Genomic DNA, 15,684 nt, shown 5'->3' with positions numbered 1-15,684 from the left:
GTCACCGCCCGACCAGCAGGAGGTTCGACATGAGCACGGTGCCCGGTCCCGACTCCCTCGACGACGCCGGTCTCGAGCCGGTCGAGCCCGACGAGCCGCTGCGGCTGACGGACGAGGTGCCCCCCGAGGGCGACCCCGAGGAGTACCGTCCTGGTTTCGCACGTGCCGACCGCGACGACGAGGCCGCGGAGGCGGACGTGATCGAGCAGGACACCGAGGTTCCGGACGACGACGAGAGCGAGGACGCGTGAGCGACGCGCGCACGGCAGGCGACGACGGCGGGGTCGTGAGCCTCGCCAGCCTGATCCCCCGCCTGCCCAAGGTGCTGCTGCACGACCACCTCGACGGCGGCGTGCGCCCCGCGACGGTCGTGGAGCTCGCCGGTGAGATCGGGCTCGAGCTGCCCGCGGACGACGCGGAGCAGCTGGAGCGCTGGTTCGTGGAGTCCGCGGACGCGGGCAACCTCGTCGACTACCTCAAGACCTTCGACGTGACGACCGCCGTCATGCAGCGCGCCGACCACCTCCAGCGGGTCGCCCGCGAGGCCGTCGTCGACCTGGCGGCCGACGGCGTGGTGTACGCGGAGATCCGCTACGCGCCGGAGCAGCACCTGCGCGAGGGTCTGAGCCTGCAGGACGTCGTCGACGCCGTTCGTGCCGGGTTCGCCGAGGGCGTCGCCGAGGCCGCCGAGCAGGGGCGCACGATCCGCGTCGGGCAGATCCTGTGCGCGATGCGGCACCTCGACCGGTCCGACGAGATCGCGCGCCTGGCGCTCGAGAACCGCGAGGCCGGTGTCGTCGGCTTCGACATCGCGGGGCCGGAGGACGGGTTCCCCGCCTCGAAGCACGCCTCCGCGTTCGCCACGCTCGCCGACGCCAACTTCCCGGTGACGGTGCACGCGGGCGAGGCCGCCGGGCTCGAGTCCATCTCCGAGGCCGTGCACGCCGCGATGGCCTGCCGCGTCGGGCACGGCGTGCGGATCATCGACGACGTCACGGCCGACGAGCTCGGCGACCGGCTCGGGCTGCTGGCGCACTGGCTGCGCGACCGCCGGATCCCGCTGGAGCTGTGCCCGTCGTCCAACGTGCAGACGGGCGCCGCGGCGTCGATCGCCGCGCACCCGATCACCCGGCTGCGGCGGCTCGGGTTCTCCGTGACCGTCAACACCGACAACCGGCTGCAGTCCGGCACGTCGCTCAGCCGTGAGATGACGCGCCTCGTGCAGGAGGCGGACTGGTCGCTGCAGGACCTCGAGGTCGTCACCGTGACGGCCGCCGCGCACACGTTCCTGCACCACGAGGACCGGTTCCAGCTCATCGACCAGGTCATCCGGCCGGCGTTCGCCGCCGCCCGGGGAGGAAGGCACCGCGCATGACGCACGACCCGCTCGACGCCGCCGCGCTCGCGAGGTTCGTCGACCACACGCTGCTGAAGCCGGAGGCGACCCGCGCCGACGTGGAGGCGCTCGTCGCGGAGGCGGGACGGCTCGGCGTCTACTCGATCTGCATCTCGCCGTCGTTCCTGCCGGTCGACGTCTCCGGCGCCCCGGGCCTGAAGGTCGCCACCGTGTGCGGCTTCCCGTCCGGCAAGCACCACAGCGACGTCAAGGCCGCCGAGGCCGCCCGGTCGGTCGCGGACGGGGCGGACGAGGTCGACATGGTCATCGACGTCGGCGCGGCCAAGGAGCGCCGCTTCGACGACGTCCAGGCCGACATCGCAGCCGTCCGGGCCGCCGCGCCGCGGCCCACGGTGCTCAAGGTCATCATCGAGTCGGCGGCGCTCTCGGACCACGAGATCGTCGAGGTCTGCCGCGCCGCGGAGGCGGCCGGGGCGGACTTCGTCAAGACGTCCACCGGCTTCCACCCCGCCGGCGGTGCGACCGCGCGGGCGGTCGGCATCATGGCCGGCACGGTGGGCGGCCGGCTCGGCGTCAAGGCGTCGGGCGGCATCCGGACGGCCGCGGACGCGCTCGCGATGATCGACGCCGGCGCCACGCGCCTCGGTCTGTCCGGCACCGCGGCGGTGCTCGCCGGGCTCGAGGCCGACGCCGGCTACTGAGCCGGGCGGGGCCGCGCCGGCGTCGTCCGCCGGCGCGGCCCGCTCGTTCCCGCGGGTCGCTCGCGCAGGTGCGCGGGACCCGCCCGCGTCACAGGCCCAGGGCTGTCCGCATGTCGGCGGCCACCTCGTCGAGGTGGGCTCGGGCCGTGCGGCGCGCGTGCGTGAGCGCGTCCTCGTCGGCGTCCGCCGGGACGTCGTGGACCACCTCGAGGTAGCACTTGACCTTGGGCTCGGTGCCGCTGGGCCGCACGACGACGCGCGTCCCGTCCGCGGTGAGCAGGCGCAGCCCGGGGGTGGGGGGCAGGCCCTGCCGCTGCTCGTCCGTGCCCGTGGCGAGGTCCACGACGGACTCGACGGGCGAGCCGCCGATCGTCGCGGGTGGCGCGGACCGGAGGCGGTCGACGGTCCGGCCGATCTCGTCGAGGTCGGTGAACCGTGCCGACACCTGGTCGGTGAGGTGCAGGCCGTGGCGGCGCGCCAGGTCGTCCAGCAGGGCGACGAGCGTGGTGCCCTCGGCCTTCGCGCGCGCGGCGATCCCGGCGACCACGACGGCGGTCGAGATGCCGTCCTTGTCGCGCACGTTCGCCGGGTCGACGCAGTACCCCAGCGCCTCCTCGTAGCCGAACACGAGGCCGTCGACCCGCGACAGCCACTTGAAGCCGGTGAGGGTCGGCGCGAACCGTGCGCCCACGTCCGTCGCGACCTTCTCCAGCAGCCGCGAGGAGACGATCGACGACGCGAACGTCGCGTGCGGGTCGACCGCGCCCGCTGCGGCGAGCCGTCGCGCGACGGCCGAGCCGACGATCGCGCCGGTCTCGTCGCCGTGCAGCATGCGCCAGCCGTCCGCCGCCGCCGTGTCGGGGCCGCGGTGGGAGTGGGCGCGCGGGTCGAGCACCGCGACGGCGCAGCGGTCGGCGTCCGGGTCGAGCGCGATGACCAGGTCGGCGCGCTCGTCCGCCGCCAGCCCGAGGGCCAGGTCGATCGCGCCGGGCTCCTCGGGGTTGGGGAAGGCCACGGTCGGGAAGTCGCCGTCCGGCTCGGACTGCTCCGGGACGACGAGCAGGTCGGTGAACCCCGCGCCGGCGAGCGCGCGCCGCGCGACGGCTCCGCCGACGCCGTGCAGCGGCGTGAGGACGACCTTGAGGTCGCCGGCGAGCGCGCGGCCCTCCGGACCGGTGGAGCCGAGCGCGACGGCGGACGCGACGTACGCGTCGACCACCTCGGAGCCGAGCACCTGCCAGCCGGAGGTGGCACGCGGCACCGACGCCACCGTCGGCACGCGATGGATCTCGGCGGCGATCGCCGCGTCGTACGGCGGGACGATCTGCGCACCCTGACCGGAGCCGGTGACGACGCGGCCGCCCAGGTAGACCTTGTAGCCGTTGTCCTGCGGCGGGTTGTGCGAGGCCGTCACCATGACGCCGGCGTCGGCCTGCAGGTGCCGGACGGCGAACGCCAGCACGGGCGTCGGCAGCGGCTGCGGCAGGAGCAGCACCTCGATGCCGACGGCGGTCATGACGGCCGCCGTGTCCCGCGCGAAGTCGGAGGACTTGTGGCGGGCGTCGTAGCCGACGACGACGCGGGGCGGCGGGGAGACGCCGTCGAGCTCGCCGAGCAGGTAGTCGGCGAGGCCGGACGCGGTCTTGATGACGACGGCGCGGTTCATGCGGTTCGGCCCGCCGCCGAGGCGCCCGCGCAGCCCGGCGGTGCCGAACTCGAGCGTGCCGGCGAACCGGTCGGCGAGCTCCTCGCGCGCGGCGTGCCGGGTGTCGAGCACCTGGCGCTGCGTCGGGTCCGGGTCGGCTCCCCGCGCGAGGCCGACGGGCTCGTCGGTCGCGAACGTGAGGAGCCGGCGCAGCTCCTCGGCGGTGTCAGGGTCGGGGTCGTCGTCGATCCAGGCCCTGACCTGGGCCTCGAGGTCGGGCCATGCGGTCATGGGCTCCACCGTAGTCGCGCCGTCAGGGGGTCGCAGGGCCGACGGTCCCGGGTCCGGCGGACCGGCCGCGCGACCGTGCCCCGACGCTCAGATGCGCCGGACGACGTCGGCCAGCAGCGCGCTGATCCGCTCGCCCGCGGCGCGGCCCGCCTCGAGCACCTCGGCGTGCGAGAGGGGCTCGGCGCTGATGCCCGCGGCCAGGTTCGTCACGAGCGAGATCCCGAGCACCTCGAGGCCGGCGTGCCGGGCGGCGATGGCCTCGAGCGTCGTGGACATGCCGACGAGGTCGCCGCCGATCCGGCCGGCCATGGACACCTCGGCGGGCGTCTCGTAGTGCGGCCCGCGGAACTGCACGTACACGCCCTCGTCGAGCGAGCCGTCGACCTCGTGCGCGACCGCGCGCAGCCGCGCGGAGTACAGGTCGGTGAGGTCGACGAACGTCGCGCCCTCGAGCGGGGAGGTCGCGGTGAGGTTGATGTGGTCGCGGATGAGCACGGGGGTGCCGGGCTTCCACGCCGGGTTCAGGCCGCCGCAGCCGTTCGTCAGGACGAGCGTCGTCGCGCCCGTCGCCGCCGCGGTCCGCACGCCGTGCACGACGCGCCGCACGCCGCGGCCCTCGTACAGGTGGGTGCGCGAGCCGAGGACGAGCGCGTGCTTCCCGGTGCCGGTGATCCGGATGGACCGGATCGTGCCGACGTGCCCGACGACGGCGGCGGCCGTGAAGCCCGGCACGTCGGTCGCCGGGACCTCCGCGACCGTCTCGCCGAGCAGGTCGGCGGCGCCGCCCCAGCCGGAGCCGAGGACGAGCGCGACGTCGTGCCGCTCGACCCCGGTGAGCTCCGCGATCCGCGCGGCCGCGGCGCGCGCGACGTCGGACGGGTCGGTGGTGGGGTCGTCGAGGTCCGGCACGGGGCCGGCGCCGGTGGCTGCGTCGCTCATGCTCCGAAGGCTACTGGTCGGTACCCGGGACCCGTCACACGTGCAGCGGGGTCAGCGCCTCGTAGTCCTCGACCGTGCCGTCCCGCAGCACCGTCTCGATGATCGCCCGCCCCAGCGGGTCGAGGTCGTCGGTGAGGTACGGCGCGAGCTCCGCCTGGAAGAACGACGTGAGGATCTCCCGGCCGCGGTCGTAGGCCTCGGTCCCGACGAAGGTCTGCATGTGCGGGGCGAGCCACGTCGGCCGGATGTGCTGCCCGTCGAGCTTCATCTCCTTGAGCGCGTACCCGAACAGCGGGCACCGCGCCGGGGTGAGCTGCTCGCGCCGCAGCCGCCCGCCGCCGCGGCGGGCCACGTACTCGCGGGTGACCCACTCGGCGGCGAAGCCGACCTTGTAGGCGCCGATGTGCTGGTTCGGCGTGAGCACGTAGCGGGTCGAGGGCGTCTCGACGAGCTGGTGCAGCAGCAGGTTCGCGGCCGCGACCTTGGTGCCGGTGGAGAACGGCCAGTAGGAGCCCACGCCCTCGGACACCAGCCCGCCGTGCGCGATCGCCCGGGCCTCCGACGCCGACTCGCCGATCGACGGGTTCTTGTCCCCGCGCGGGGCGACCAGCCGCCAGACCCACGCCAGCGCCGGCGGCACCACGTGCATGATCCCCATGATCCCGTAGGTGGGTGCGTCGCGGGTGCACGCGGGCATGCGGACGCCGAACGTCCGGACGTCCACGTGCTCCGGCTCGCTGACGACGTCCCGGATCGCCGTCCGGTCGATGACGACCCGAGGGTTCGAGTTCGGCGTCCCGTCGGAGTTCGGCGTGTGCTCCCAGGGGAGCGCGGTCGCGTCCGGCATGCCGACGATGTTGTAGAACACCAGCGGCTGCTTCGGGTGGATGCACGCGCGCTCGAACAGCACGTCCTCGCCGTAGCTGCGCAGGTTGTCGACGCGCACGAACCAGCCCGCCTCGGCGTCGGCGATCACGAGCCGCCCGTCGCCGTCCTGCAGGTCGCGGTGGCACAGCGTCATGTCGTCGGTCACCGGCGCGAGCGCGCTCGACTCGGCCAGCGTGATGACGTACGGCTCGTCCGTGACGACGTTCGTCCCGAGCAGGATCCGGCCGTCCTCCTGGCGGCGCAGCTCCTGGCACATCTCCGACTTGCCGCCGCCCGAGGCGCCCTCGTGCATGACGACGGTCTCGTTGTCGTACGGGGTCGTCACGCGCACGGACGACGCGTGCGCGGTGATCCAGCCCTCGCGCTCGCCGATGTCGAGCAGCACCGAGAAGACGCCCTTCTTGGCGCTCGGCCCCGGGTACAGGTTGTAGGCGAACACCTCGTGCAGGTCCGGCGTCCGGTCGTGGACGACGACCTGCCGGCCGCCGAAGCGGCTGTGCCGGAACGGCGGCGCGACGTACAGGATCGAGCGAGGCGCGAAGTCGCCGTGCCGCTCGAGCAGCTCGTCGAAGGACACCCAGCCCTGCAGGTCCACGAGCGTGAGCGCGAAGAACGCGGCGTTCGCCGGGACGAGCGCCACGGACGGGTAGCCGAAGCGTGGCCCGCCGGCGGTGAACGGCACGAGGACGAGGTCCTGCTCCGCGAGCCAGTCGAGCGTCGCCTGCTTCGTCGGCGCGAACTCCTCGCCGAACACGTCCCGGTAGCGCGGCTTGTCGGTCGGCAGGTCGTCGGCGATGCGCATGCAGTCGGGGTCCCGGCGGCGCATGTAGTCCTCGAGGTAGTTCACCGCGATCCCGTTGCGGCACCGGGTGACCGTCGCCTCGACCACGCGGCGGCCCGCGACGTCGTACGCGACCTGGTGCTCCGGGCCGCCGTACGGCCCGAGGCTCAGGCGGTAGAGCTCCTCGCGGCTCGTCGGGACGATGACGTTCCGGCACGCGTCCACGGCCTCGCGGACCGCGGCGGGCAGGTGGACCGACGGGATGGCGCCCATGGTCGTCCTCCTTCGGGAGTGGCAGCAACGGTGGGGAGCTGCGGCGCGACGTCGCGCCCTGGTCGCGCCCGATCGGCGAGGATCGACGCCCTCATGGTCGGCACTTGACCCGCAGATTACGAACCGTTCGCCGGCCCGCCTGGGACCTCGGTCGCTTGCCCCACCGGCGCCGACGGCGCGACCAGCAGCGCCGCACGGCACAATGGGGGCCGTGACCGACCCCACCCCCGTGCAGCAGGACAGCCGCGTCGTCGTCGTCGGCGGCGGACCCGGCGGCTACGAGGCGGCACTCGTCGCCCGTCGGCTCGGCGCCGACGTCACCGTGGTCGAGCGCACCGGGCTCGGGGGTGCCGCCGTCCTCACCGACGTCGTCCCGTCGAAGACGCTCATCGCGACCGCCGAGTGGATGACCATCGCGGAGCAGGCGCCCGAGCTCGGCATCCGGGTCAGCGGGCCCGCCTCGCCCACGGACGCGCGCATCGACCTCGCGGCCGTCAACACCCGCGTCAAGGCGCTCGCGGCGGCCCAGTCCGCCGACATCCGGGCCCGCCTCGAGCGGGAGGGCGTCCGCGTGGTCCTCGGCCAGGGCCGGCTCGAGGGGCCGTCGAAGGTCGTCGTCTCCACCCCCACCGGGGCGGACGACGAGGTGCTGAACGCCGACGTCGTCCTCGTCGCCACCGGCGCGACGCCGCGTGAGCTGCCCACCGCCCGGCCCGACGGCGAGCGCATCCTCACGTGGACGCAGCTGTACGACCTGACGTCGCTGCCCGAGCGGCTCGTCGTCGTCGGCTCGGGCGTCACCGGCGCCGAGTTCGCCGGCGCGTACACCGCGCTCGGCTCCGACGTCACGCTCGTCTCGTCCCGCGACCGGGTGCTGCCCGGCGAGGACGCCGACGCCGCCAACCTCCTCGAGGACGTGTTCCGCCGCCGCGGCATGACCGTCCTGTCGCGCTCGCGGGCCGCCGGCGCACGGCGCACCGCCGACGGCGTCGTGGTGACGCTCGCGGACGGGCGCGAGGTCGAGGGGTCGCACGTGCTGTTCGCGGTCGGCTCGATCCCCACGACCTCCGGGCTCGGGCTGGAGGAGGCCGGCGTGCGGCTGACGCCCACGGGCCACGTGGACGTCGACCGGGTCTCGCGGACGTCGGTGCGCGGCGTCTACGCGGCGGGCGACGTGACCGGGGTGCTGCCGCTCGCGTCCGTTGCCGCCACGCAGGGCCGGATCGCCATGGCGCACGCGCTCGGCGACGCCGTCTCGCCGCTGTCGCTGCGCGGCGTCTCGGCGAACATCTTCACCGCGCCCGAGATCGCCACCGTCGGCCTCTCCGAGGCGCGCATGCAGGCCGAGGGCATCCACTACGTCACCTCGACCCTGCCGCTCGCCCGCAACCCGCGCGCGAAGATGCAGGCCGTCCGCGAGGGCTTCGTCAAGGTCTTCGCCCACCCGACGTCCGGCGTGATCCAGGGCGCGGTGCTCGTCGGGCCGCGCGCCAGCGAGTCGGTGTTCCCGCTGACGCTGGCCGTGACGCACCGCATGACGACGGACCAGATCGCGTCCGCGATCACCGTCTACCCCTCGATGAGCGGGACGATCGCCGAGGTCGCGCGCATGCTGCACCACCGCGAGATCGACTGACCTCAGCGCGCGAGCGCCCCCGGCCACCGGTCGGGAGCGGTCGAGGTGGCGCGCAGCAGCCGCACGGCGCACGCCGCGTAGGGCCCGCAGACGACGAGCGCGAGCGGCAGGCCGAGCAGGCCTCCCGCCGTGACGAGCGCCGCCGCGACCACGCCCGCCAGCACGAGGGCGACGATCGCGAGGACGCGCAGGGAGCCGGAGCTGCCGGCGTCGGCCGACCGCCGAGCCGCGGCGGCCGCCACCCACAACCCGGCCCCGAGGCCGACGGCGACCAGGCCCGCGACGCCGAGCAGGGCGCCGATGACCAGCCCGTACGGCTCGTGGATGGCGTCGGGGTCGGCCGGCGGACGCATCGCCGTGGCCGCGAGGACGATCGCGACCACGAGCCCCGCGGCCCCGGCGGCCGTCACCACCGCGTGCGCCAGCAGCAGCAGCGTCGACCACGGCCGGTGCGCGACGACGGCGTCCCGGTCGTCGAGGATGCCCGCGACGTACGGGCTCGGCGGTTCCTCCTGGGGGACCACGCGCACGCTCCTCGTCTCGGGTGCGACGACGGTAACGGTCGCCGGACTGCCTCGACCCGTCGCCGGGCGATCTCACCCGTCCGGCGGACGCGCGCCGCCCGTGCGGCCGTCAGCCCGCGCGGAGGGCGACGACGAGGGGGAGGTGGTCGGACTCGGTCCGGCCGGTGAGGACGTCGGCGCTGGTGAACGCGACCTGTTGCCCGAAGACCCAGTCGATGCGGTGCTGCGGGTCGGTGCTGGGCGAGGTGAGGGCGTCCGGGTCGCCCACGGTGTCGACGGCGCTGACCCAGCCGGCGTCCTCCAGGAGCGCGATCTCGTCCCAGCCGGGCTCGGCGTTGAGGTCGCCCGCCAGGACGGCGGGCCCGGTGACCGGGACGGCGGCGAGCAGGGTGTCGAGCTGCTCCAGGCGCGTCGGCGAGTTCGACTCCCGGTGCTGGAGGTGCACGGAGGTGAACCGGAGCGACGCACCGCCGGCGGTCGTCACGGTGGCGGTCAGCGCCGAGCGCGCCTGCGGCCCCGCGCCGTACGGGAGCTCGGTGACGACGGCGTCCGTCAGCCCGCTGCGCGCGAGGACCGCGTTGCCGAACTGGCGGTCGGCGGCGGGCGCGAACTGCACCGTCATCCCGAGCCGGTGCGCGAGCCACGTCGCCATGTCGGCGCCGCCGCCGAACACCCAGCCGCGCTCGACCTCCTGCAGCGTCACGACGTCGGCGCCCTGCTCCTCGATCGTCGTGGCGATGCCCTCGAGGTCCACCTCCGTGAGCGGCGAGACGCCGTAGTGCAGGTTCCAGCTGAGCAGCGTGAGCTCGTCGCCGGCCGCCCGCGCGGGGACCGCGGGGCCGTCCACATGCGTGCCGTTGACGAGCACCCCGACGAGCCCGAGCACCACGCTCGGGATCACGAGCAGCCGCACCGAGTTGACCCGGGCGGGCAGGCGCTCGGGGTTCGACTGCCCGGGCACCACGCCGGGTGTGCGCTGCCGCAGGCCGGAGAGCGCCAGGACGAGCGCGGCCAGCACGACCACCCAAGCGTTGTCGACGGGCAGCGGGACGTCGTAGTCGAGCATGTAGAGCAGGAGCGGGCCGATCACGCCGAGACCCAGCACCGCGCCGGCGCCGGTCGCGCGCAGCACGCCGGGAGGCGCGGGACGGTGCGTGCTGAGGGTGCCGCCGAGGACGATGCCGACGCTGGCGACGAGCACCCCGACCGCGACGAGCGCCGCGGGCCCGGTCGCCCAGAACGACGCCGCGGCCGCCAGCACCACGAGCACCGCGGCGACGACGCGCGAGCCGCCCCGCCACGGCTCGGGCCGCAGCATGAGCCACGCACCCGTCGCGTGCGCGCCGATGAGGAACACCCCCGCCGTGCCCAGCGCGACGCCCGACTGGGACGCCGCGAACGCGGGGTTGGCGACCACCATCGCGGCGAGCGCCAGGAACGGCCCCAGGGCCCAGAGCCGGCGCGGCCGGCCGGTCGCCGTGGCGGGCCGCCCCTGCTGCGGCGCGAGCGCGCGCGCGGCGGTGAGCGGGGCGAACGCCAGGACGAGCGCGACGACCCACCCGGTCCAGTCGCTGCGCCACAGCGCGTCCCACGTGCCGAGGAGCAGCTGCAGGCCGACGGACATGCCGCAGCCGATGAGCAGACCGGTCGCCGCCTGGCGCCCCCCGGACGGCCGGCCCGCGACGAAGGACACCGCCACGGCGAGCGCACCGAGCGCCAGCGCCACCGCCGCGAGCCCCACCCAGACGCGCGCCTCGCCGTGGACCGCCTGCGCGGCGAGCCGGGCGACGAGGGCCAGCGCCGCGGCCTCCAGCACCGTCCGCCCGCTGGGCGTGCCGTCCCGCCGACCGGTCGCCAGCAGCGCCAGCCCGACGACGAGCCCGACGGCGACGTAGGTGAGGACGGCGGTCAGCGCCGCGTCGACCACGCCGGCTGTGAACGCTCGGTCGAGCAGCGGTCCGCTCGCGCGGACCAGCTCCAGCGCCAGCACCGTCGACGAGGCGACGAGCCACACCCGTGTGGGCGTGCCGGCGTCGGGAGGGGTGACGGTCGGTCGGGTCGGCTCGTCGCTCACGACGGCGACGGTACTCGCCGCGCGGCGCGCCGCCCGCCCCGGCCCCGACGACCGACCCGACGCCGGCCTCGCCCCTTCCGGACCGGTCCGGCGCAGCGCCCTCAGGCGAACAGCGCCTCGCCGACGAACGGGGCGTCCGTGGTCAGCACCGGTGCGCCGTCCGCTCCCGTGGGCAGCGCGCCGTCGGGCACGCCGGGCGGCACCGCGAACAGCCCGGAGCCGGTGTGCACGAGGTACTCCATCAGCCCGTCCTGCCGCGAGAGCCGCGTCTGCATCGGGATGTAGTGGGTGCGCGGGTCGACGACGAAGGCGAGGAAGAACAGCCCGGCGTCGAGCCGGCCCAGCGCGTCGTTGCCGTCGGTGAAGTTGTACCCGCGGCGCAGCATGCGCACGCCGTCGTTCTGGCTCGGGTGCGCGAGGCGCACGTGCGAGTCGGCCGCGATGAGCGGCTCACCGCCGCGGCCCGTCGTCGCGAAGTCGGGCTCGCTGAACTCGGTGCCGCCGGACAGCGGCGCGCCCTCGCCCTTCGTCCGGCCCACGACCGCCTCCTGCTCGCGCAGCGAGGTGCGGTCCCACGTCTCGATGTGCATGCGGATGCGCCGGGCGACGAGGTACGTGCCGCCGGTGAGCCACGCGGCGTCGGCCGCATCCTCGGACGCGGCGCGCGCGGGCACCCACACGTGCTCCTCGACGGCGGCGGCCTCCTCGACCTTGAGGTTGGCGGTCCCGTCCTTGAAGCCGAACAGGTTGCGGGGCGTGCGCTGGGCCGTCGAGGTCGAGGACGTGCGCCCGTAGCCGAGCTGCGTCCAGCGGATGCGGGCGGTGCCGAACGCCGCGCGGGACAGGTTGCGGATGGCGTGCACCGCGACCTGCGGGTCGTCGGCGCAGGCCTGCACGACGAGGTCGCCGTCGCTGCGCGCCGGGTCGAGGTCGTCCGCGGGGAAGTGCGGCAGCTCGACGAGACCGGCGGGCAGCCGGCCGGCCAGCCCGAACCGGTCGTGGCCCGACCCGTCCACGAACAGCGAGCGGCCGAAGCCGAACGTGATCGTCAGCCCCGCCGGCGGCAGGTCCGCCGCCTCGCCCGTGTCGTCCGGCGGGGCGTCGTACGGGCCGCCGGCCGGTGCGAACTGGCCGGCGGGCAGCCCCTGCGTCATGCGCGCGGCCATGACCGTCCAGCGCCGCAGCATCGTGACGAGCGCGTCGCGGTCCGTCGTCGTGACGTCGAACGCCGCCAGGTACAGGCGGTCCTGCGCCGGGGTGGTGATCCCCGCCTGGTGCGGGCCGGTGAAGGGGTAGGTCCGGGCCGCGGGCGTGGTGGTCGGTGCCGGGGCCGAGCCGGGTGCGGTCGCGGCCGCGCCGGCGGCGGCACCGGCGGCCGCACCGACGACCAGACCACCCCCGATGCCGAGCAGGGCACGCCGCGACAGCCCGCGCCTCTCGGGCGCGGGCGTCGACGTGCCGGCGGGCTCGGTCATCGGCGGCTCAGGCGCCCGTCACGGTCGCGGTGAGCGTCGACAGCGGCTCGGAGAGCGCGTCGACCGCGGCGGCCAGCGCGGTCACCTCGTCCGCGGTGAGCTCGTCGTACGACGTGAAGCCGTCCTCGACCGAGCCCTGCTCGGCGAGGAGGTCGTCGAGCTCGCGGAAGCGCTGGTCGAGGGTCGTGGCCAGCTCGGGGTCCTCGGCGCTCACGACGTCGGAGAGCACCTCGAACGCGACGCGCGCGCCGTCGACGTTCGCCTGGAAGTCCCACAGGTCGGTGTGCGACCAGATCTCCTCCTCGCCGGTGACCTTGCCGGTCGCGACCTCGTCGAGCAGCTCCTTCGCGCCGTTGGCGATCTGGAACGCCTCGAACGTGAACGCCGCGTCGGTGACCTGCTCGGAGAGCGTGCGGGTGTTCGCCACGATCGCGTCCGCGGCGGCGCGCCGCTGCTCGGGCGTCAGCGGGGTGTACTCCTCGCCCCCGTTGGCGGCGGGCTCGGGCTGCCACAGGTCCTTCTCGACGAGGTGCCAGCCGGTCCACTCCTGGCCGTCCTCGAGGTCCGCCTCGCGCAGGTCGAGCAGCGGGTCCAGGTCGCCGAACGACTCGGCGACCGGCTCGATCCGCTCCCAGTGCACGCGGGTCGGCGCGTAGAGCTCCCGCGCGCGCTCGTCGTCGCCCGCCACGTAGGCGTCGGCGAACTCCTGCGTCCCGGCGACGAGCGCGCCCACCTGGTCCTTGACGTACGCGACGTACGACGCCTCGGCGGCCTGCAGCTGCTCGGCGGTGTCACCCGAGGGGCCGACGTCCTGGCCGGAGTCCGTCACGGTGAACTCCGAGCGGATGCCGTCGCCGACCATGCCCGGCTTGCACGCGGCCCAGTACGTGCCGGGCCGTGCCTGCACGACGAGGTCGCGCGAGAGGCCGGGGCCGATGTTCTCCACCTCGGAGACGACCCGCAGGCCGTCCTCGCCGAGCAGGTAGAACTCCGTCACGTCGCTGCCGTCGTTGGTGACGGTGAACGTCAGCGTGCCGCTGGGTGCGCTCGCGGACGACAGGACGCACGCGTCCGCCGTCGAGCTCACGGTGAGGGCGCCGGGCGCGCCGCTGCTCGCGGCGGCGCCGGGCTGTGCGTTCGGCACGCACGCGGCGAGCAGCGGCAGGGCGAGCGCGGCGGCGACGGCCGCGCGGGCGGTGCGGGACATGGGTCTCCTCAGGAGGGCGGCCGGGGCCGCGGCGGTGATCGGGTGCGCGGGCTGCGCGCGGGTCGCGGCGTGGGTCAGGCCGGGACGGGTGCGCCCGCCTCGCGCGGGGCGGCGGGAACGCTCGGGCGCGCACCGCCCCAGGTGGTGCGGACGAAGACGACCAGCGTCGGGACGACGAAGGCGACCCACGCGACGAGCTGCAGCCACGTCGTCGCCGGCGTGAAGTTGAAGACGCCCTTGAGCAGCGTCGCGTACCAGCTGGACGGCGGGACCTGGGCGGACACGTCGAAGGCGAGGGAGCCCAGGCCGGGCAGGATCCCGGCCTCCTGCAGGTCGTGCACGCCGTAGGCGAGGACGCCGCCCGCGACGAGGACGAGGAACAGACCGGTCCAGGCGAAGAAGGTGCGCAGCTGCAGCCGCACGGCCCCGCGGTACATGAGCCAGGCGACGACGACCGCGACGGCGATGCCGAGGGCCGCGCCGACGAGCGGGCCCGTCGCGCCGGTCGAGGTGGCCTGCGCACCGGCCCACAGGAAGAGCGCCGTCTCGAGGCCCTCGCGGCCGACGGCCAGCAGCGCCATGACGACGACGGCGCGCCGGCCGGCCGAGACCGCGTCGTCGAGCTTGTGCTGCAGGTCGGCCTTGAGGTGCCGGGCCGTCTTGGCCATCCAGAAGATCATCCAGGTGATGAGGCCGACGGCGACGATGGACAGCGAGCCGCCGATGGCTTCCTGCGCCTCGAACGACAGGCCCTGCGGCCCGAAGGTCAGCAGGGCCCCGAACCCCAGCGACAGCGCGACGGCGATGCCCACGCCGAGCCAGAGCACCGGCAGCAGCTCCCGGCGCCCGGTGCGGACGAGGTAGGCCACGAGGATGCTGACGACGAGCGCCGCCTCGAGGCCCTCGCGGAGGCCGATGAGGAAGTTCGCGAGCATGGAGCGCCTGTCGTCGCCGGTCCGCGGGGCAGGAGGACCCCGCGCAGTGAGGTCAGGCTAACCTCACCGAGCCGGGACGATACTCCCGCGCCGCTGCGCGGGCCAAGACGCGTCCACGCCCCGGCGGTGTGACCTGGCCCACGCTCGACCGGCGGGGCTCGACCCGGTCGCGCCGCTCAGAGCCGGGCGCGCAGCGTCGGCCAGGCGGTGGCGAACGCGGGCAGCAGCGGCAGGCCGGCGACGTCGTCGACGGGGACCCAGCGCACCTCGAGCGACTCGGGGTCGGCCACGTGGGGCTCCACCGGCTGCGCCTCGTCGGCGACGACCGTCGTGTACGACCAGTCGGGGTGCTCGAGCACGGACGACCACCGCACGACGACGTCCTCGGGCGCGATCCCGGCCTCCTCGCCGGCCTCCCGCACGGCCGCCTGCGCGGCCGTCTCGTGGGGTTCGCGCGCACCGCCGGGCAGGCCCCAGGTGCCGCCGTGGTGGCTCCAGGTCGCCCGGTGCTGCAGGACGACCGCGACGGGGTTCCCGTCGGCGTCGCGGCGGACGAGCAGCAGCCCGGCGGCGCCGTGCAGCCCCCAGTGCCGCTGCCCGCAGGCGCACTCCACCCACCCGTCCCCGGGCCGCCGCTCGCGCGCGGGCGGGCGGCCGGAGACCGGGTCGGGGCCGGCGGCGTGCGTCACGTCAGCGGACGCTCAGCCGACGATGTCGCAGATCGCGGTGCCGGCGCTCACGCTCGCGCCCACGCCGGCGGCGAGCCCGGTGACCTTGCCGGCGCGGTGCGCGACCAGCGGCTGCTCCATCTTCATCGCCTCGAGGACCACGACGAGGTCGCCCTCCGCCACGTCGTCGCCCTCGGCGACGGCCACCTTGACGATCGTCCCCTGCATCGGCGAGGTGAGCGTCGTGCCGTTGCCGCCGCTCGCCGCGCGCGCCGCGCCGCGCCGCGCCG

At 75.3% G+C, this 15,684-nt stretch carries 14 protein-coding genes; 4 read left to right on the top strand and 10 right to left on the bottom strand.

The genetic code is table 11. The features are described from left to right. The first annotated feature begins 29 nt into the window (after nt 1–29). The 3 genes from HGCM_RS00440 to deoC are packed head-to-tail and all read left to right on the top strand — an operon-like array spanning nt 30 to nt 2,058. Nucleotides 30–251, top strand: a complete 222-nt coding sequence (locus HGCM_RS00440) for a hypothetical protein (RefSeq protein ID WP_019134929.1) — start codon at nt 30–32, stop codon at nt 249–251. Further along, entirely contained in the window at nt 248–1,375 is a 1,128-nt protein-coding gene (locus HGCM_RS00435; protein ID WP_019134928.1) for an adenosine deaminase, read from the top strand. Before HGCM_RS00440 ends, HGCM_RS00435 begins: the two co-directional genes overlap by 4 nt. Further along, nucleotides 1,372–2,058 carry a deoxyribose-phosphate aldolase gene (gene deoC / locus HGCM_RS00430; protein ID WP_019134927.1) on the top strand — a complete coding sequence of 229 codons (687 nt, stop codon included), beginning with the start codon at nt 1,372–1,374 and terminating at the stop codon, nt 2,056–2,058. The genes HGCM_RS00435 and deoC overlap by 4 nt, the downstream gene beginning before the upstream one ends. 88 nt (nt 2,059–2,146) lie before the next feature. Here the strand turns inward: deoC and HGCM_RS00425 are convergent, their stop codons facing one another. The 3 genes from HGCM_RS00425 to HGCM_RS00415 form a co-directional block, all read right to left on the bottom strand. Next, nucleotides 2,147–3,994 carry a phospho-sugar mutase gene (locus tag HGCM_RS00425; RefSeq protein WP_019134926.1) on the bottom strand — a complete coding sequence of 616 codons (1,848 nt, stop codon included), beginning with the start codon at nt 3,992–3,994 and terminating at the stop codon, nt 2,147–2,149. 87 nt (nt 3,995–4,081) lie between these two features. Next, nucleotides 4,082–4,933, bottom strand: a complete 852-nt coding sequence (locus HGCM_RS00420; RefSeq protein WP_019134925.1) for a purine-nucleoside phosphorylase — start codon at nt 4,931–4,933, stop codon at nt 4,082–4,084. 34 nt (nt 4,934–4,967) lie between these two features. Beyond that, on the bottom strand, nt 4,968–6,875 hold the full coding sequence (locus tag HGCM_RS00415) for a DUF4914 family protein (RefSeq protein ID WP_019134924.1): 1,908 nt from the start codon (nt 6,873–6,875) through the stop codon (nt 4,968–4,970). 202 nt (nt 6,876–7,077) lie between these two features. On the opposite strand from HGCM_RS00415, the gene HGCM_RS00410 reads away from it, so the two are divergent. After that, entirely contained in the window at nt 7,078–8,511 is a 1,434-nt protein-coding gene (locus HGCM_RS00410) for an NAD(P)H-quinone dehydrogenase (protein WP_040398898.1), read from the top strand. Between the two features lie 2 nt (nt 8,512–8,513). On the opposite strand, the gene HGCM_RS00405 is transcribed toward HGCM_RS00410, so the two are convergent. From HGCM_RS00405 to HGCM_RS16205, 7 genes are all read right to left on the bottom strand, one after another. Then, nucleotides 8,514–9,035 carry a hypothetical protein gene (locus HGCM_RS00405; protein WP_019134922.1) on the bottom strand — a complete coding sequence of 174 codons (522 nt, stop codon included), beginning with the start codon at nt 9,033–9,035 and terminating at the stop codon, nt 8,514–8,516. Between the two features lie 109 nt (nt 9,036–9,144). Then, entirely contained in the window at nt 9,145–11,109 is a 1,965-nt protein-coding gene (locus HGCM_RS00400; RefSeq protein ID WP_019134921.1) for an endonuclease/exonuclease/phosphatase family protein, read from the bottom strand. A gap of 101 nt (nt 11,110–11,210) precedes the next feature. Next, nucleotides 11,211–12,584 (bottom strand): iron uptake transporter deferrochelatase/peroxidase subunit, encoded by a 1,374-nt coding sequence (gene efeB, locus HGCM_RS00395; protein WP_019134920.1) that lies wholly within the window; start codon nt 12,582–12,584, stop codon nt 11,211–11,213. Nucleotides 12,585–12,591: 7 nt separating this feature from the next. Further along, nucleotides 12,592–13,791, bottom strand: coding sequence for an iron uptake system protein EfeO (efeO, locus tag HGCM_RS00390; RefSeq protein WP_019134919.1), 1,200 nt, complete (start codon nt 13,789–13,791; stop codon nt 12,592–12,594). A 74-nt stretch (nt 13,792–13,865) separates the two neighbouring features. Continuing rightward, nucleotides 13,866–14,726, bottom strand: a complete 861-nt coding sequence (gene efeU, locus HGCM_RS00385) for an iron uptake transporter permease EfeU (protein ID WP_019134918.1) — start codon at nt 14,724–14,726, stop codon at nt 13,866–13,868. A gap of 176 nt (nt 14,727–14,902) precedes the next feature. Continuing rightward, the gene (locus HGCM_RS00380) at nt 14,903–15,415 is read right to left on the bottom strand and encodes an NUDIX hydrolase (protein ID WP_019134917.1); all 513 of its coding nucleotides are present in this window, start codon (nt 15,413–15,415) and stop codon (nt 14,903–14,905) included. Nucleotides 15,416–15,427: 12 nt separating this feature from the next. Continuing rightward, nucleotides 15,428–15,684, bottom strand: a 257-nt coding sequence (locus tag HGCM_RS16205; protein WP_040398897.1) for an acyl-CoA carboxylase biotin carboxyl carrier protein subunit, incomplete at its 5' end; no start/stop codon positions are given.

It is taken from the genome of Cellulomonas massiliensis JC225 (assembly GCF_000312005.1).
GTDB lineage: Bacteria > Actinomycetota > Actinomycetes > Actinomycetales > Cellulomonadaceae > Cellulomonas > Cellulomonas massiliensis.
The sequence above is the reverse complement of the archived record's forward strand: the minus strand, read 5'-3'. Positions and strand labels throughout refer to the sequence as shown.